Origin of the sequence: Campylobacter concisus, from assembly GCF_003048835.2 — a bacterium.
Taxonomy (GTDB): domain Bacteria; phylum Campylobacterota; class Campylobacteria; order Campylobacterales; family Campylobacteraceae; genus Campylobacter_A; species Campylobacter_A concisus_D.
Genome location: NZ_CP060705.1, coordinates 506,617 through 523,471 on the forward strand (window position 1 = coordinate 506,617; position 16,855 = coordinate 523,471).

General features: G+C 41.5%; 15 protein-coding genes. All 15 read left to right on the forward strand.

All coding sequences use genetic code 11. The features are described from left to right. Positions 1 to 8: 8 nt before the first annotated feature. The 15 genes from CVT08_RS02490 (at position 9) to pglF (ending at position 16,855) form a co-directional block, all read left to right on the forward strand. Positions 9 to 1,331 carry a UDP-glucose dehydrogenase family protein gene (locus CVT08_RS02490; protein WP_107856406.1) on the forward strand — a complete coding sequence of 441 codons (1,323 nt, stop codon included), beginning with the start codon at positions 9 to 11 and terminating at the stop codon, positions 1,329 to 1,331. Next, positions 1,328 to 1,771 carry an ecotin gene (locus tag CVT08_RS02495; protein ID WP_107856405.1) on the forward strand — a complete coding sequence of 148 codons (444 nt, stop codon included), beginning with the start codon at positions 1,328 to 1,330 and terminating at the stop codon, positions 1,769 to 1,771. Before CVT08_RS02490 ends, CVT08_RS02495 begins: the two co-directional genes overlap by 4 nt. Next, positions 1,768 to 3,000, forward strand: coding sequence for a nucleotide sugar dehydrogenase (locus CVT08_RS02500; RefSeq protein ID WP_107856404.1), 1,233 nt, complete (start codon positions 1,768 to 1,770; stop codon positions 2,998 to 3,000). Before CVT08_RS02495 ends, CVT08_RS02500 begins: the two co-directional genes overlap by 4 nt. Positions 3,001 to 3,118: 118 nt before the next feature. Beyond that, positions 3,119 to 4,636, forward strand: a complete 1,518-nt coding sequence (locus CVT08_RS02505) for an MATE family efflux transporter (RefSeq protein WP_107856403.1) — start codon at positions 3,119 to 3,121, stop codon at positions 4,634 to 4,636. Next, complete coding sequence (locus CVT08_RS02510; RefSeq protein ID WP_107856402.1) at positions 4,637 to 5,398, forward strand: glycosyltransferase family 25 protein; 762 nt, start codon at positions 4,637 to 4,639, stop codon at positions 5,396 to 5,398. Continuing rightward, positions 5,399 to 6,331: a glycosyltransferase family 2 protein gene (locus CVT08_RS02515; protein WP_107856401.1), complete on the forward strand. Its 933-nt coding sequence runs from the start codon at positions 5,399 to 5,401 to the stop codon at positions 6,329 to 6,331. Beyond that, the gene (locus CVT08_RS02520) at positions 6,328 to 7,386 is read left to right on the forward strand and encodes a glycosyltransferase (protein ID WP_107856400.1); all 1,059 of its coding nucleotides are present in this window, start codon (positions 6,328 to 6,330) and stop codon (positions 7,384 to 7,386) included. Before CVT08_RS02515 ends, CVT08_RS02520 begins: the two co-directional genes overlap by 4 nt. Next, positions 7,383 to 8,426: a glycosyltransferase gene (locus CVT08_RS02525; RefSeq protein ID WP_107856399.1), complete on the forward strand. Its 1,044-nt coding sequence runs from the start codon at positions 7,383 to 7,385 to the stop codon at positions 8,424 to 8,426. Before CVT08_RS02520 ends, CVT08_RS02525 begins: the two co-directional genes overlap by 4 nt. Continuing rightward, complete coding sequence (pglJ, locus tag CVT08_RS02530; RefSeq protein ID WP_107856398.1) at positions 8,423 to 9,547, forward strand: N-acetylgalactosamine-N,N'-diacetylbacillosaminyl-diphospho-undecaprenol 4-alpha-N-acetylgalactosaminyltransferase; 1,125 nt, start codon at positions 8,423 to 8,425, stop codon at positions 9,545 to 9,547. Before CVT08_RS02525 ends, pglJ begins: the two co-directional genes overlap by 4 nt. Further along, a complete protein-coding gene (locus tag CVT08_RS02535) occupies positions 9,540 to 11,639 on the forward strand; it encodes an STT3 domain-containing protein (RefSeq protein ID WP_107856397.1) in 2,100 nt (699 codons plus the stop codon). Before pglJ ends, CVT08_RS02535 begins: the two co-directional genes overlap by 8 nt. Before the next feature lie 2 nt (positions 11,640 to 11,641). Beyond that, positions 11,642 to 12,757, forward strand: coding sequence for a N,N'-diacetylbacillosaminyl-diphospho-undecaprenol alpha-1,3-N-acetylgalactosaminyltransferase (gene pglA, locus CVT08_RS02540; RefSeq protein ID WP_107856396.1), 1,116 nt, complete (start codon positions 11,642 to 11,644; stop codon positions 12,755 to 12,757). Further along, entirely contained in the window at positions 12,750 to 13,355 is a 606-nt protein-coding gene (pglC, locus tag CVT08_RS02545) for an undecaprenyl phosphate N,N'-diacetylbacillosamine 1-phosphate transferase (protein WP_021088589.1), read from the forward strand. The genes pglA and pglC overlap by 8 nt, the downstream gene beginning before the upstream one ends. Beyond that, positions 13,342 to 13,932: a UDP-N-acetylbacillosamine N-acetyltransferase gene (gene pglD, locus CVT08_RS02550; protein WP_107856395.1), complete on the forward strand. Its 591-nt coding sequence runs from the start codon at positions 13,342 to 13,344 to the stop codon at positions 13,930 to 13,932. The genes pglC and pglD overlap by 14 nt, the downstream gene beginning before the upstream one ends. 49 nt (positions 13,933 to 13,981) lie before the next feature. Beyond that, on the forward strand, positions 13,982 to 15,073 hold the full coding sequence (gene pglE, locus CVT08_RS02555) for a UDP-N-acetylbacillosamine transaminase (RefSeq protein ID WP_107856394.1): 1,092 nt from the start codon (positions 13,982 to 13,984) through the stop codon (positions 15,071 to 15,073). Beyond that, entirely contained in the window at positions 15,074 to 16,855 is a 1,782-nt protein-coding gene (gene pglF / locus CVT08_RS02560; protein WP_107856393.1) for a UDP-N-acetylglucosamine 4,6-dehydratase (configuration-retaining), read from the forward strand.

Below are 16,855 nucleotides of genomic sequence, written 5' to 3' on the forward strand. Positions count from 1 at the left end.
GGATAAGCATGAAAATAGCAGTAATTGGAACTGGATATGTTGGGCTAGTAAGTGGTGCATGCTTTGCTAAGATGGGCAACAGCGTGATCTGCGTCGATGTCGATAGCAAAAAGATCGAAGCGCTAAAAAACGGCATCGTGCCTATATATGAGCCTGGGCTTGCTGATATCGTGAGTGAGTGCTACAAAAATGGCTCGCTTAAATTTAGCACGCAGATAACCGAGGCGCTGGAGCATGCAGATGTGCTATTTATCGCAGTTGGCACGCCTATGGGCGCTGATGGGCAGGCGGATTTGAAATATGTCCTCTCAGTTGCAAAATCTATCGGAGAAAATTTAAGCAAACCACTAATCGTAGTCGATAAATCAACCGTTCCAGTAGGCACTGGAGCTAAGGTGCACGAGGTGATCGAAGCTGAGCTTAAAAAGAGAAATGCAAAGGTTAAATTTGAAGTAGTCTCAAACCCAGAGTTTTTAAAAGAGGGCGCGGCGGTTGAGGACTTTTTAAAGCCTGATCGCGTAGTTATCGGGGCTAGCAGCGAGTGGGGCTTTAGCGTTATGAGAGAGCTTTATGAACCATTTATGAAAAATCACGACAGGCTCATTTGCATGGACGTAAAGTCAGCCGAGATGACAAAATATGCTGCAAATTCGATGCTGGCGACTAAAATCAGCTTTATAAACGAGATAGCAAATATCTGCGAACGTGTGGGAGCTGATGTAAATTTAGTAAGAAAAGGTATTGGTAGTGACTCAAGGATCGGATATAGCTTCATCTACCCAGGCTGCGGATATGGCGGCAGCTGCTTTCCAAAAGACGTTGAGGCACTCATCTACACAGCTAGGCAAAATGGCTTTGAGCCAGAACTTTTAAACGCGGTCGAGTCAAGAAATAAGGCTCAAAAAAGGGTGCTATTTGAGAAAATTTATAACTTCTTTGGCGGCGATCTAAAGGGCAAGACGATCGCACTTTGGGGACTTGCGTTTAAGCCAAATACTGATGATATGAGAGAGGCTAGCTCGCTAACTTTGATAAAGCTTTTAGATGAAGCTGGCGCAAAAGTGGTCGCTTATGATCCAAAATCAAGCGAAGAAGCTAAAAAATATATGCCAAATTTAGATGTGAAATACGCTAAAAATAAGTATGACGCTCTTGATAATGCCGATGCTATGGTGCTTGTGACTGAGTGGAGTGAGTTTAGATCGCCTGATTTTATGGAGATCAAAGAGAGGCTAAAAAACGCTGTCATATTTGACGGACGCAATCAGTATAACGCTAAAACTTTAGCCGAGCATGGCTTTAAGTATTTCCAAATAGGCGTCAAAGCGTGAAGCAAATTTTATCTCTCGTAGTTTTTTTGCTGCCTTTTGCGCTTTTAGCTAGCGAAGCAGCAGGCAAAAGCGAGGCAAAGGCGCAAGAGCAGGTTTTTGAGCTACCTGTCTCAAAGATGCCGGTTGATTATTTTAAATATGAAGTTGCATTTTTTAAAGAGATGCAAACAGACTGTGAATTTGCTATGCTAGAGGGCGGACATTTAGATAAAAAAGAGGATAAAAGCGGGGTTTATTATGAATTTAGCGCAGAAGATAAGCCGCTTAAGCCTTGCAACGGCAAAAAGAAAAAGAGGCAAATTTATTATGAATTTACTCAAATTTTGCCTGGCATTAGCCCCATAAGGATCGTAACTCCGCAAGGTGTTGGCGCAGAGATAAGAATTTATGAACGTATAAAAACAATAAAACCAAAAATTTTAAAAAGGAAAGAGAAATGAAAATAGCAGTAGTAGGACTTGGATATGTGGGACTTCCACTAGCAGCAGCTTTTAGTGAGAAGTACGAAGTAGTAGGCTTTGACGTAAATGCAAAACGTATAGAAGAGCTTAAAAGTGGCTATGATAGAACGCTTGAGCTTAGTAACGAGCAGATGAAAAAAGCGATCGATAATGGCATGAAATTTAGCCTAAATTTAGATGACATCAGAAGTTGCAACTTCTTCATCGTAACCGTCCCAACTCCTATAGATAAGAACAAACGCCCTGATCTAACCCCAGTGGTAAAAGCGACCCAGAGCGTGGCAAAAGTGCTTAAAAAAGGCGACATCGTTGTCTATGAAAGCACCGTTTATCCAGGCGTTACAGAAGAAATTTGCGTACCGCTTCTTGAAGAGAGCGGGCTTAAATTTAATAAAGACTTCTTCTGTGGCTATTCTCCAGAGCGCATAAACCCAGGGGACAAAGAACACACTGTGACAAAGATCAAAAAGATAACAAGTGGCTCAACTCCAGAGATCGCTGACAAGGTCGATGAAATTTATCGCTCTATTATCACAGCTGGCACTCACAAAGCTTCAAGCATCAAAGTGGCAGAGGCCGCAAAGGTCATCGAAAACACTCAGCGCGACATCAACATCGCCTTTATAAACGAGCTTGCGATGCTATTTGAAAAGCTTCACATCAACACTATCGACGTGCTTGAGGCTGCAGGTACTAAGTGGAATTTCTTAAATTTCCGCCCAGGACTAGTTGGCGGTCACTGCATCGGCGTAGATCCATACTATCTAACTCACAAAGCTCAAGAGGTAGGCTACAACCCTGAAATGATCCTAGCAGGTCGCCGCATCAACGATGATATGGGCAGATACGCAGCCGATCAAGTGATAAAACTAATGATAAGAAAGGGTGTGCTTATCAACAAAGCGCGCGTGCTTGTTCTTGGTATGACATTTAAAGAAAATTGCCCAGATATAAGAAATTCTCGCGTTATAGACGTGGTTGATGAGCTAAAAGACTTTGGCTGCAAGGTCGATGTGACTGATCCTTGGGCTGATAGCGCTGAGGTAAAACACGAGTACGGCTTTGATCTAGTAAAAGAGTATAACCTAGACGACTACGACTGCATCGTGATCGCCGTAGCTCACAATGAATTTAAAAAGCTCAACCTAAAAGGCCGCTTGGTTTATGATATAAAAAATATCTACCCAGAGGCTGACGCTAGGCTGTAAGTGAGCGTTAAATTTAAAATTTACATAGCTGCCTTGCCATTTGGCTTGGCGGCTAATTTTTTTGGTTTTTTCTTTTTAAATTTAGCTTTTGGGCTAAATTTCAAAGGTTAAAAGTCTAATGCTGATCAATCTAATAAGCTCAATCGTCGTTTTTGTCGTATCAATGGGCATAAATTTCTTTCTTACACCATTTATCTTAAAAAGCCTTGGCAACGAGGCTTTTGGCTTTGTGGGTCTTAGTAACGCCATAGTTAGCTACGCAGCAGTCGTAAGTGTAGCCATAAACTCGGTCAGTGGGCGCTTTGTTGCTCATGCGTGGCACAAAAAAGACCTAAGCCTTGCAAACACCTACTACTCATCAGTGCTTGTTGTAAATATCTTCTTTTGCGCCGTTGTCGTGGTGCTTAGCTCTGTTTTCATACTAAATTTGCAAAGCTTTTTAAATGTCCCTGAAAATTTACTCTTTGACGTGAGAATGACCCTTGTTTTTTACTTTATAAATTTCTGCGTTGGGCTATTTAACGGCGTTTTGACGGTTTGTGCTTTTGTGACAAATAAGCTCTATCTACTCTCCATCAGAAACGCCATCTCAAGCGCGATCCTAGCAGCCCTCATCGTGGCGCTCTTTTTCTTTTTTAAGCCGTTCATTTCATACATCGCCATTTCAGCGCTAGTTGCTAGCCTTTTTGTCTTTTTTAGCACCATTTTTATGTCAGCTCGCATCACGCCAGAGCTAAAATTTAGCCTTAGTAAATTTGACTTTTCTAAGATCAAAGAGCTTTTAAGCTCTGGCATTTGGAACAGCTTTAATGCGCTAAACCGCATACTTTTAACAGGCATGGACCTTTTTATCTGCAACATTTTTGTCAATGCAAACGCCACTGGTCTTCTTTCAGTCGCCAAGGCCGCTCCTATCATACTTGAGAGCTTTGTAGCGCAGCTTAGTGGTATCTTTGCGCCAAAATTTGTCGAGCTTTACTCTAAAAATTTGATCACTGATCTCATAAAAGAGGCTAAATTTTCAATGAAGGTGATCGCCTTTGTGATGAGCGCTCCAGCTGCATTTTTCGTCGTTTTTGGGCTTGATTTTTACACGCTTTGGCTACCTTTTAAAAGCGCAGATGAGATTAAATTTATCTACAACGTCTCGATGATCACGCTAGTGCCGATCGTATTTATAAGCTTTGTTTTTTCACTTTTTAACCTTGATAGCGCGACAAACAAGCTTCGCCGCCCAGCCATTGCCAACACTATCCTTGGCGTTAGCACGATCATAGCGCAGATCGCGCTACTTAAATTTAGTGACTACGGCGTTTATGGCATCGTCATCGTCGCAGCCGTTTTTTATAGCATAAGAATTCTCGGCTTTGACCTCATAAATGCCGCTTTAAATTTAGAGGTGAAACTCACCACATTTTACGGGGTTTATTTTAAAAATTTAGCCGTTTTTGCGCTATGCGTGCTTGCGATGTTTGCCTGCAAGGACTTTGTGAGCCTAGATAACTGGCTAAAATTTGCTATCTTTGCTGCGATATATGCCAGCGCAGCTTATGTTTTGGGATATTTTTTGTTTTTTAATGCCTTCGAGCGAGGCATAGTTTGGCGTAAAATTTTAAAAAAATTTAAAAGGTCTTAAATGAATGAAATTTATTTGATCTCTTTGGCTAAAGATACCAAAAGGCGCGAGCTTTTGCAGCAGAAATTTGGCTCTTATGATAGTTTTAAGCTAATAGACGCAGTTGATGGCGGGGAGCTAAACGCGAGGGAGTACTATAAGATCATCTCTCCGTCATTTAAAGCTTACGGCAAGGTTTTAAGCCCAGCAGAGGTAGGCTGTTCGCTCTCGCACGTAAAAGCCTACGAGGCATTTTTGGCAAGTGAGGCGAAATTTGCCCTCATCTTTGAAGATGACGTGATAGGAGATGATAATGCCATAAAAGAGGCATTTTTAGCAGCTAGCAAGATGCCTGAAAATAGCGTGCTGATATGTGGCATGCAAGATGGGCTAGAGGGCAGGTTTAGCGCCTTTGGCAAAAAGGTGGATGCTAGCCTAAGTAAGCCACTTTGGCAGGTCTCAAAACACTCATTTTCAAGCATTTATAGAGCAGGGGCTTATGTGCTAACTAAAAAAAGTGCTAAAAATTTGCTTGAAATTCATAAGCGGGCGCTTTGCACGACCGATGTTTGGGACTATTTGCTTGGCGTTAATGATATGCAGATGTATTTTTGCGACCTTTTTGCGCACCCAACTGATCTTAGTGGCTCAAATATCGAGGGCGAGCGCCTTGAGAGAGGATACAGTGCAAATTTAAAGGCCTATATAAAAACATTTAAATTTATACTTTTCTCAAGGCTTGAAAAGCTTCAAGGCTATGAGAGAATTTTTAAAAGGGGCTAAATGAGCGAGCCATTAATCAGCATCGTAACCGCGACTTACAAGCGTCCAGAGCTTTTAAAAAAGGCCATAAAAAGTGCTCTAGCTCAAAGCTATAAAAATTTAGAAATAGTTGTAACTGATGACGGCGATGACGAGAGTGCGAGTGAAATTTGCAAGAGTTTTAACGACGCAAGGATCAAATTTGTAAAAAACAGCGCTCACAAAAAGAGCCCAAATGGCAATAAAAATAACGGCTTTGACAACGCAACAGGCGAGTTTGTCTGCTTGCTTGACGATGACGACGAGCTTTTACCAGAGGCGATTGCCCAGTGCTATGAAATTTTAAAAAGTGGCGAGTATTCGTGCGTCTTTGCTGACGCGATCTGCGAGAAAGATGGCGTGATGACCGAGGTCGTGGCTGGTAGAAGCCCATATAAGCAAAGCGGAGCGATGAGTAAGGTTGATTATCACTGCGGGCGGATAAATGGCGAGTATTTTAAGCTTTTTTCACGTGAATTTATAGATGGTTTTAGGTTTGATGAGAGCAGTTTTGGCGGCGAAAATGAGCTTTATATCCGCTTTTTTGAAAAAAATGTCTTCTATCTTAAAAAGCCACTTTACATCTACCGCATCGCAAGAAGCGATAGTGCGACGCTAAATGCCAGCAAGCACGCGCTAAATGTGGCAAATGCTTACATCAAAACAGCGAATTTACACTACGACATCGCTATAAAAAATGAGCCAAAATTTATAGCTATGCAGTATAAAAACGCCGCTTACTACGCCAAAATAGCAGGCGAATATGGCCTTATGCTAAGGTGTATCTTTAAAAGTCTTAGTATTAAATTTAGCAAAGAGGCGTTTGTTTTCTTGCTACTTAGTCTGCTTCCAAGTGGCATTTTACCGGCACTTTCAAAGCTTAGAGTGAAAATCAAGCAAAGGTTTGGCGTATGAAGATATTATTTGTCACATCAACGCTTAGAAGTGGCGGTGCGGAGCGAGTTTGCGCGGTGATCGCATCAAGATTTAGCATGGATCACGATGTAAGCCTTGTTAAATTTGATAAGGACGAGCCATTTTACGAGCTGGCAAGTGGCGTGAAGCTCATAAATTTAGGCGTTGGGGCTGATGAGCTTGGCTTGGTTGGAAATTTAAAAAAGAGAGTTTTAAAGGTGCTTGCTTTAAGAGCGCTCATAAGAGAGGGCAAATTTGACGCTGTGATATCATTTTTAGACGCCGTAAATACCTTGGTACTCTTTAGCTCAGCAGGGCTAAAAACGCCTATTATCATAAGCGAGCACACAAACTACCTTGCGCCAAAAAGAGCCATTTTTAAGGTGCTAAGACGCCTTAGTTATCCATTTGCAAACGCACTTAGCGTTTTAAGCGACGAGGATCTTGGCTACTACTCGAAATTTTGCAAAAATGTGATGAAAATTTACAACCCGCTCTTTGAAGAGATACGCAGTGAGAGCTTTGATAAAGAAAATTTAGTCATCTTTGTTGGCAGGCTAAATAAGATAAAAAACTGCGAAATGTTTGTAAGAGTGGCTGCAAACTTAAAGCAAAGCGGCTATAAATTCGCTGTCGCTGGAGATGGCGGCGAGAGGGCAAATTTAGAAAAATTAGCTAAAAATTTGGGTGCAGAGGTGGAGTTTTTAGGCAATGTAAGTGACATCGCTTCGCTTTATAAAAGGGCAAAGGTGCTGCTCTCTTGCTCAAATTTCGAGGGTCTTGGAAACACCTTGATAGAGGCTATAAACTATGACTGCGTGCGGGTTGCGACAAGAACTAGTGGGGCAAAAGAGCTTATAAAAGATGGTTTTGATGGCTTGCTTTGTGAGATAAATGACGTTGATGATATGAGTAAAAAGCTTGCAAATTTGCTGCAAGATGAGGCAAAGATGAGTGAATTTGCTAAAAATGCAAGAGCTAGACTTGATGAGTTTACCGTGGAGCAAATTTATAAAAAATGGCTGGAGCTTTTAAGACTTGGAGGTGTAAAGTGAAAATTCTTTTTGTCATAGCCGCACTTAGAAACGGCGGAGCTGAGCGCGTGCTAAACGTGCTTGCAAATGAGCTTTGCAAAGACAATGAGATCACTATCGCCCTGCTTGAAGAGGATCTTGGACTTTATAAATTTAGTGAAAAGATAAAGATCATAAATCTTAACGTCACTGGCTCAGGTGTTGCTTTAAAATTTAAGAAAATTTTAGCCCTTAGAGCACTTTTTAAAGAGCAAAAAGCTGATCTTATAATTAGCTTTATCGACTGGACAAATGTCGCTTGTGTGCTGGCAAATGCTGGGCTAAAGAGCAAACTAATAGCAACTGAGCATCACGAGCATAGCTACTTAAAAAGTAAAGTCGCAAGCGCTATGCGTGACTTTTCGTATAAATTTGTAGATGGTTTAAGCGTGCTAAGCAAAAGCGACTATGACTACTATAAATTTGCCAAAAATCGCGAGGTCATCCACAACCCACTTTTTATCGACATACCTGAAATTTGCGAGAAGCAAAATGTTATCTTAAGCGTGGCAAGGCTGGAGGCGGTAAAGGGCTATGATATCTATTTTGAGGCACTTAGCAAGGTGGATAAGAGCTTGCTTGATGGCTGGGAGATAAAGATCGCAGGCAGTGGCAGGCAGGAGGCGCAGCTAAAAGAGATGGCCTCAAATTTAGGGCTTAATGTCAATTTTTTAGGTCATATGAGTGATGTTACGAGCCTTTACAGCGAGGCAAAAATTTTTTCTCTTAGCTCAAGAAGCGAAGGGCTTTCAAACGTGTTAATCGAATCAGGCGCCTTTGGTTGCGCTAGGTTAAGTAGCGACACTGTGGGCGCAAGAGAGCTTATAAATGACGGCACGGACGGGCTTATCTTTAAAAATGGCGACAGCGATGATCTAAAAGAGAAGCTTGAGATGCTTTTAAAAGATGAAAATTTAAGGCAAAAACTAGCAAAAAACGCCAGCGAAAGTGCAAATTTATTTAGCAAAGAAAATATCATCAAGCAGTGGCGAGAATTTATAAAAAAGGTTGTTAGCAAGTGAAAAAATTAGCCGTTTTTTTATATTCGATGGGGCCTGGCGGGGCTGAGCGAAATGTGGCAAATTTACTGCCATTTTTGATCAAACGTTATGAAGTTCATCTCATCTTAATGAGCAAGGTCATCGCCTACGAGATCCCAAGCGAGGTGCAAATCCACTTTATAGAAAATAGCGACCCTTATGAGAGCGGAGTAAAGAAGCTTGCAAGGCTCTTTTTAGCGATGCCAATGCTTGCCTTTAAATATAAAAATCTTTGTCAAAATTTAGGCATCAACACGCAGTTTGTGCTGATGAACCGCCCATGTTACATAGCCGCAATAGCTAGGATTTTAGGGCTAAAGGCTAGGCTGGTTATCAGCGAGCGAAGTTGTCCATCGATCCTATATAAAGACGATCTAAGCGGCAGGGTTAATAAATTTTTACTCACTCATCTTTATAAAAAGGCTGATCTAATCCTCGCAAATGCAGCTGGCAACAAAGAGGATCTGGTGCGAAATTTTGGCATGAGCGAAGCAAAAACAAAGGTGCTTTATAACGCCCTTGATCTAAAAACTATAAATTTGCTAAAAGATGAGCCACTTGAGGATGGTTTTAAGCCATTTTTCATAAACATAGGCCGCCTTGATAGTGGTAAAAATCAAGCCATGTTAATAAAAATAATAGCTTCGATTAGCGACCCTCGCGCCACGCTTGGCATCCTTGGCAAAGGGCCTTTAAAAGATGAGCTGCAAAATTTGATAGACAAATTTGGCGTTGGCGAGCGAGTAAAGCTTCTTGGCACTGATAAAAACCCTTTTAGGCACATAAAAAAAGCCTCTTGCTTGCTTTGTGCTTCGCGTTTTGAGGGCTTTTCAAACGTCTTGCTTGAAGCGTTAGCATGCGAAAAAACTATCATTTCAACCGAGCACAAGAGCGGCGCAAAGGAGCTTTTGGGCGATAGTGAGTTTGGCATCTTAGTGCCTGTTGATGACGAAAATGCGATGAAAGAGGCGATGATAAAAGTGCTTAACGAGCCAAAGATAAGGCAAAATTTTGAAAATGTTGCGTATAATCGGGCTAAATTTTTTGATAGTGAAAATATAGCGAGCGAGCTTATAAATTTTTTGGAAAATCCTAATGAATAGAAATTTGTTTTTTAAAAATTACTCTTTATACCTTATGATATTTGTCGCAGTCATCTTTGGCATGGTTTGCAGGCTTTACTGGGTCTTTTGGGCGAGCGAGTATCCGGTATTTTTCTGGAACAACGAGCTGATGATCAGCACAAACGACGGCTACGCATTTGCCGAGGGCGCAAGGGACATGCTAGCAGGCTTTCACCAAGAAAACGACCTTAGCTACTACGGCTATCCGCTTTCCACACTTACTTACTGGATCGTGAAATTTCTGGGTGTCAAGCTCGAGACAGCGATGATTTATATGAGCGTCTTTTTCTCGTCGCTTGTGGCTGTGCCTGTTATCTTGATCGCAAACGAATACAAAGCAAAAATGGCTGGCTTCATCGCTGCACTTCTTGCAGTGATCGCAAATAGCTACTACAACCGCACTATGGCAGGATATTACGACACCGACATGCTCATCATCCCACTTAGCGTTTTTGTCGTTTGGGGGCTTGTTAGAGTGCTTGAGAAAAAGGACGCAAAGAGCCTGATAATAGCACCTTTAAGCGTGCTTATCTATATGTGGTGGTATATGAGCGCCTTTTCGCTTATTAGCATTTTAACTGGGCTATTTTTACTTTACACACTCATTTTTGATAGGAAAAATCCACTTTTTTACCTTGAAATTTCGCTGCTTTTACTAGCCATCTCAAACCTTGATCTAACGCTTAAATTTATCGCTGTCATCGCTATTTACGCACTTTGTCTATTTAAAAAAGAGGTGATAAATTTAAAAATTGCTCTTGGCATTTTGGCAATTATCTTTGTCGTTTTTGTCATCCGTGGCGGGCTAAATCCTATAATCTTTCAACTTAAATTTTACGTCTTTAGAGATGCGCCTGAAGTTGGTGGCATGAGCTTTCACTTTTTTAATGTCAATCAAACTATCCAAGAGTCAAGCGTCGTTGATTTTACGCTATTTTGTGAGAGGATCAGCGCAAATGTCATAACATTTTTGATCTCTCTTGCTGGTGTTGCTCTTTTTTGTTACAAGCACCGCTCATTTGCCGTCTCGCTTGGCATGCTCGCACTTGGCTTTTTAGCATTTAAAAGCGGCCTTAGATTTACCATTTACGCTGTGCCTATCATGGCGCTTGGTTTTGGCTACTTAGTGGAGTTTGTGCTTGCAAATTTAAAGCTAAAAGGAGCCGTGCTAAATCTCATAAGAGCCTTCATAGCAGCTCTTGTGCTTGCTCCAGCGCTCATTCACATCTATGGTTACAAGGCTGAGCCAGTCTTTGTAAATAAAGAGGTTGAAATTTTAAATAAGCTAAAAAGCATCGCAGGACGCGAGGACTACGTGGTTGCGTGGTGGGACTATGGATATCCGATTAGATATTACAGCGATGTTAAGACGCTAATTGACGGCGGAAAGCACCTTGGACGTGAAAATTTTGCCGTGAGCTTTGCGCTTGGAAGCGACGAGATGAGCTCGGCAAATATGGCAAGGCTCGATGTAGAATACACTGAGCGAAATTTCAAAGAGCACTTTAATGGCAACTTGGCTCAAATTTTAAAAGATAGAAATTTAAGCGTTGATCAGTTTTTTAGTGAGATAAAAGAGGAAAATTTTAGCCTGCCAGCAAAGAGCAGAGAGATATATTATTACCTGCCAGATAGGATGCTTAGCATCTTCCCGACCATTTTGCAGTTTAGCAAGATTGATCTAAAAAGTGGTAAAAATTTAAACAACGGACTTTTTATCACCACTAGAGCGATCTCGCAAAGCGAAAAGGGCATTAGGCTAAGTGGTGGATTTACTCTAACAAGTGATGTCACAAATTTGATCTATGATGGCAATGTCTTACCACTAAGATCTTTCATAGAGACTGACTACAACGAGGCTGGCAAGCTAAATGTAAAAGAGTATAAAAATAATGAAAGTTCAAATATTTCTGTCATTTTTATGAGGGATTATGGTAGATTTATCATCCTTGATGAGAGCATTTTAAATAGCGCCTACATCCAGCTTTTTGTGCTTGAAAGATACGATCCAAAGGTCTTTGAGCCAGTCATACTTGACGGGGCGGCAAAAGTTTATAGGCTAAAGAGGTAGAGATGGCAAGGATAGGATTTTTAAGCCACGCTGATATGAGCATACACTTTTTTAGACGCCCTATCATGCAGGCTTTAAAAGATATGGGGCATGAGGTTTTTGCTATCGCTCCAAAAGGAAATTTCACTAATGAGCTTGCTAAAAGCTTTCACACCGTCACCTACGAGCTTGATAAGGCGAGCCTAAATCCGCTAACCGTGATAAATAACTCTAAAAAATTATCTCAAATTTTAGGTGAGCTAAATTTAGATCTGCTGCAAACTGGCGCTCACAAGTCAAATGTCTTTGGCACGTTTGCCGCTAAAAACGCTGGCATAAAACACGTGATAAATTTAGTTGAAGGCCTTGGTAGCTTTTATATCGATGATGATCTTAAGACAAAGGCAGTGCGCTTTGTCATGGAGAGCCTTTATAAGCTCTCTTTTGCAAAAGCTGATGCTTGCATCTTCGTAAATGACGCAGATCCAGACTATCTGATCTCAAAAAAATTGATAGATAAAAGCAAAGTGTACCGCATAAAAAGTGTCGGCGTCGATACTGCTAAATTTGATCCAGCTATCACGCAGGCGGCGGACCTTGGTGAAAAAAAGGTGGTTCTCATGATCGCCAGAGCCATGTGGCACAAGGGCGTTCGTGAATTTTACGAAGCGGCAGAAATTTTAAATGGCTATAAAAACTGTGAATTTGTCTTTGTGGGTGAGGGCTTTGCTGGTAATAAATCAACCGCAGACGAGAGCTTTTTAAAAGGTGGCAAGGTGCGATATCTTGGCGCTAGAAACGACATACCACAGCTTTTAAAAGCTTCTTACTTGCTGGCTTTGCCAAGCTACAAAGAGGGCTTTCCAAGAACGGTTTTAGAGGCGATGAGCATGGCTAAAGCAGTCGTTGCAAGCGACGTGACAGGCTGTAATGAAGCTGTAAAGGACGGCTACAACGGACTTTTATGCAAGGTAAAAGACGCAAGCGATCTTGCTAGTAAGATAAAAATTTTACTTGATGATGAGGAGCTTTGCGCTAAGCTTGGAGCAAATGGCAGGGACTGGGCAGTTAGTGAGTTTGACGAGAAGCAAATCGCGAAAAGATATATAGAAATTTATAGGAAATTTATAGATGTATAGAAATTTTTTAAAGAGGGTGATTGATATTTTGGGGGCCTTGTTTTTGCTCATTTTAACATCACCTATCATCATAGCAACGGCGATTTTTATCTATTTTAAAGTAAGCCGTGACGTCATTTTTACGCAGGCAAGACCAGGACTAAATGAGAAAATTTTTAAAATTTATAAATTTAAGACGATGAGTGATGAGCGTGACGCAAATGGCGAGCTCTTGCCAGATGAACAGCGTCTTGGCAAATTTGGCAAGCTGATCCGCTCACTTAGTCTTGATGAGCTGCCACAGCTCTTTAACGTGCTAAAAGGCGATATGAGTTTTATCGGACCAAGGCCGCTTTTGGTTGAGTATCTACCCATCTATAACGAAACGCAAAAGCATCGCCACGACGTGCGCCCTGGTATCACGGGCCTAGCGCAGGTAAATGGCAGAAACGCCATAAGTTGGGAGAAAAAATTTGAATACGACGTCTATTACGCTAAAAATTTAAGCTTTATGCTTGATGTAAAGATCGCCTTGCAGACCATCGAAAAGGTGCTAAAACGAAGTGGCGTCAGCAAAGAGGGGCAGGCGACGACGGAGAAATTTAATGGCAAAAACTAAGAAAATTTACATCTACGGAGCGAGTGGGCATGGTCTTGTGATCGCTGACATCGCTAGAAATAACGGCTATGATGAGATAGTTTTTTTAGACGATGCTAGCGAGTGTAAATTTAGTCCAGAGCTTGAAAAAGCTGACATCATAATAGCCATAGGCGATAATAAAACAAGGCAAAAGATCAGCCAAAAGGTGGAGGTCGCTGGCTTTGAGATAGTAAATTTGATCCATAAAAGTGCGGTTGTGAGTGAAAGTGCCGTGCTAGAAAAGGGCGTAGTAGTCATGCCAAATGCCGTGATAAACGCAAAAGCTTGCATAAAAGGGGGCGCTATCATAAACTCTGGCGCAGTGATAGAGCATGAGTGCGTGATAGGTAAATTTGCTCACATCAGCCCAAATGCAGCCCTTGCTGGAAACGTGAGCGTGGGTGAATTTACGCATGTTGGCATTGGCTCAAGCGTCATTCAAGGCATAAGCATCGGCAAGAACTGCATCATAGGCGCTGGAAGCGTAGTTGTTAGAGATATAAAGGACGGCATAAAGGCTTACGGCGTGCCTGCATGTGAGCGCGCTAAGATATAAATTTAAAAATAAGTGCTAAAATCGCCAAAAAATCACGAAAGGTATGAAAATGGATAGGGTTTTTTTATCTCCACCAAATATGAGTGGAAAAGAGCAAGAATATATAAAAAAAGTTTTTGAAAGCAACTACATAGCGCCACTTGGCGAATATGTCAATAAATTTGAAGATAGCATAAAAGCTTACACTGGCGCCAAAGATGCGCTTGCACTATGCGCTGGAACTGCGGCACTTCACCTAGCACTTCGCGTTCTTGGCGTAAAAGAGGGCGATTTTGTGCTGGCTTCTAGCTTTACTTTCATGGCTTCAGTCTCGCCGATACTTTACGAAAAAGCAACTCCAGTCTTTATAGATAGCGACGAGAGCTGGAATTTAAGCCCAGAACTACTTAAAAAAGCGATATCAAATTTACCTAAAAAGCCAAAAGCGCTAGTCGTCACTCATCTTTACGGACAAGCTTCAAAGATGAAAGAAATTTGCGAAATTTGCCAAAATGAAGGCATCGCTTTGGTTGAAGATGCAGCTGAAGCACTTGGTGGATTTTACGGCGGCAAGGCACTTGGCACATTTGGCGTGATGGGCGGATATAGCTTTAATGGCAACAAGATCATCACCACTTCAGGTGGCGGCATGCTAGTTGGAGATAGTGAGTTTGTAGAAAAAGCTAGATTTTACAGCACACAAGCAAGAGAACCTTTGCTTCACTACGAGCACAAAGACTACGGCTACAACTACCGCTTAAGCAACGTCCTAGGCGCTATTGGCGTGGCTCAGATGGAAGTTTTAGAAAAGAGAGTCGAGCAAAAGAGAAGAGTATTTGAAATTTATGAAAAAGAGCTTGGCGATATTTTAGAATTTATGCCAGAGCTGCCAAATTCTCGTGGAAACAGATGGCTTACAACCGGCGTTTTTGCTAAAAAAGATGCACATTTAAAAGTTATAAAAGCACTAGCTGATGAGAACATCGAGAGCCGCCCGCTTTGGAAGCCTATGCACTTACAGCCAGTATTTAAAGGCGCGCTAAGTTTTGTTGATGGATATAGCGAAGATCTATTTTCAAGAGGAATTTGCTTGCCAAGCGGCAGCGATATGAGCGAGCAGACACAAGAAAGAGTGATAAAAATAGTCAAGGAAAATGCGTAAATGTTTCATGCAACGAAGTTAAAAAGGCTCGTATTTTTCCTTCTTGGCGATGTTTTTATATTTGTTTTTTCGATATATGCAGCTTATCTTTTAAGATTTAACGCCGACATCCCAGATATCTACGTGCAAGGGCTTTTTGTAACGGCTGGATTTTTGATCGTATTTAAGCTCTTTTTTATGTGGATGTTTAAAATTTACAAGGTGCCGTGGAGATTTTTTGGCTTAAATGAAGCTCGTAAAATTTTCCTAGCTCACGTTTGCGCGGCGATCTTATTTACGATCGTATTTTTTATCATACAAGATTTTTTAAATCCTTACCCAAGAAGCGTCATCTTTATCGACCTTCTCATCTCGTGCCTACTCATCGGGCTTTTGAGAATTTCAAAGCGTATGGTGCTTGACTTTTCAAATAGACCCCACAAAGGCGAGCCTTGTATCGTTATAGGCGCGACCTCAAAGGCGCTTCACGTCTTACGTGGCTTAAAGCAGGGATACCTTGACTACTACGCAGTTGGCGTGGTAGATGGCAGAAGCGACCTTGTTGGCACATATTGTGATGGATTTTTAGTTCAAGATAAAAAAGATATACCAAGCCTTATAAAAGACTACGACGCAAAGACTGCTATCATAGCGCTTGCGCTCGATCAAGACGAGCTTCAAGCTTTAGTTGATGAGCTAACTGGATATGGCATAAGAGATATGAAACTCTTTTCGCTTATCGAAAATGAGCCGATCAAAGATATCTCGATCGAAGATTTGCTCGCTAGAAAGCCAAAAGACCTTAATCCAGAGGCTATTTCAAATTTCTTAAAAGATAAAAAAGTGCTTGTCACTGGAGCTGGCGGTAGTATAGGAAGCGAAATTTGTAAGCAGTGCTTGAAATATGGCGTAAGCGAGCTTATAATGGTCGAGCACAGCGAGTTTAACCTTTATAAAATAGGCGAAGATACAAGAGATAAAAGAACTGTTAGCAAGCTTGTAAATATCACAAATTTAAAAGACTTTGAAGAGGTTTTTGAAGAATTTAGACCAGAGATCGTCATCCACGCTGCAGCCTACAAGCACGTGCCGCTTTGCGAGCTAAATCCTCGCTCAGCAGTTGAAAACAACATCCTTGGCACAAAAAATGCAGTCGATCTTTCTAAAAAATATGGTGCTAAGAAATTTGTCATGATCTCTTCAGACAAGGCCGTGCGCCCAACAAATATAATGGGTACAACTAAGCGTGTTTGCGAGCTTTACGCACTAAATTCAAACGAAGCAGGTGTGTGCGAGATAGTTTGTGTGCGCTTTGGTAATGTCCTTGGCTCAAGTGGCTCAGTCATACCTAAATTTAAGGCGCAGATCGCTGCAAATAAGCCTTTAAGCGTCACGCACCCAGAGATCACAAGGTACTTTATGCTTACATCTGAAGCGTGTCAGCTAGTCCTTCAAGCAGCTTCTATCGCAAAAGGTGGAGAGCTTTTTGTGCTTGATATGGGCGAGCCAGTTAAGATCGTAGATCTTGCTAAAAAGATGCTTTTGCTTTCAAATAAAGAGCATCTGGGTATAGAATTTGTAGGGCTTAGACCTGGCGAGAAGCTTTATGAGGAGCTGCTTATAAACAAAGATGACGTTCAAACTAAGTATGAGTCGATCTTTGTGACACACTCACAGCCTTATGATCTGACCCTTTTAAATTCACAGATAAATGGGCTTTTGCAGCTTGAAGATGACGAGGTGGCATCTGCTCTTAAGGTGATCGTGCCAGAGTTTAATCATGCATTAAATTTAAAAGGCTAG

Coding starts and splice junctions, on each gene's coding strand:
- CVT08_RS02515 (WP_107856401.1), top strand. CDS start 5,399: ATGAGCGAGCCATTAATCAGCATCGTAACCGCGACTTACAAGCGTCCA.
- pglE (WP_107856394.1), top strand. CDS start 13,982: ATGGATAGGGTTTTTTTATCTCCACCAAATATGAGTGGAAAAGAGCAA.
- pglA (WP_107856396.1), top strand. CDS start 11,642: ATGGCAAGGATAGGATTTTTAAGCCACGCTGATATGAGCATACACTTT.
- pglD (WP_107856395.1), top strand. CDS start 13,342: ATGGCAAAAACTAAGAAAATTTACATCTACGGAGCGAGTGGGCATGGT.
- CVT08_RS02510 (WP_107856402.1), top strand. CDS start 4,637: ATGAATGAAATTTATTTGATCTCTTTGGCTAAAGATACCAAAAGGCGC.
- CVT08_RS02490 (WP_107856406.1), top strand. CDS start 9: ATGAAAATAGCAGTAATTGGAACTGGATATGTTGGGCTAGTAAGTGGT.
- CVT08_RS02505 (WP_107856403.1), top strand. CDS start 3,119: ATGCTGATCAATCTAATAAGCTCAATCGTCGTTTTTGTCGTATCAATG.
- CVT08_RS02500 (WP_107856404.1), top strand. CDS start 1,768: ATGAAAATAGCAGTAGTAGGACTTGGATATGTGGGACTTCCACTAGCA.
- CVT08_RS02520 (WP_107856400.1), top strand. CDS start 6,328: ATGAAGATATTATTTGTCACATCAACGCTTAGAAGTGGCGGTGCGGAG.
- CVT08_RS02535 (WP_107856397.1), top strand. CDS start 9,540: ATGAATAGAAATTTGTTTTTTAAAAATTACTCTTTATACCTTATGATA.
- pglC (WP_021088589.1), top strand. CDS start 12,750: ATGTATAGAAATTTTTTAAAGAGGGTGATTGATATTTTGGGGGCCTTG.
- pglF (WP_107856393.1), top strand. CDS start 15,074: ATGTTTCATGCAACGAAGTTAAAAAGGCTCGTATTTTTCCTTCTTGGC.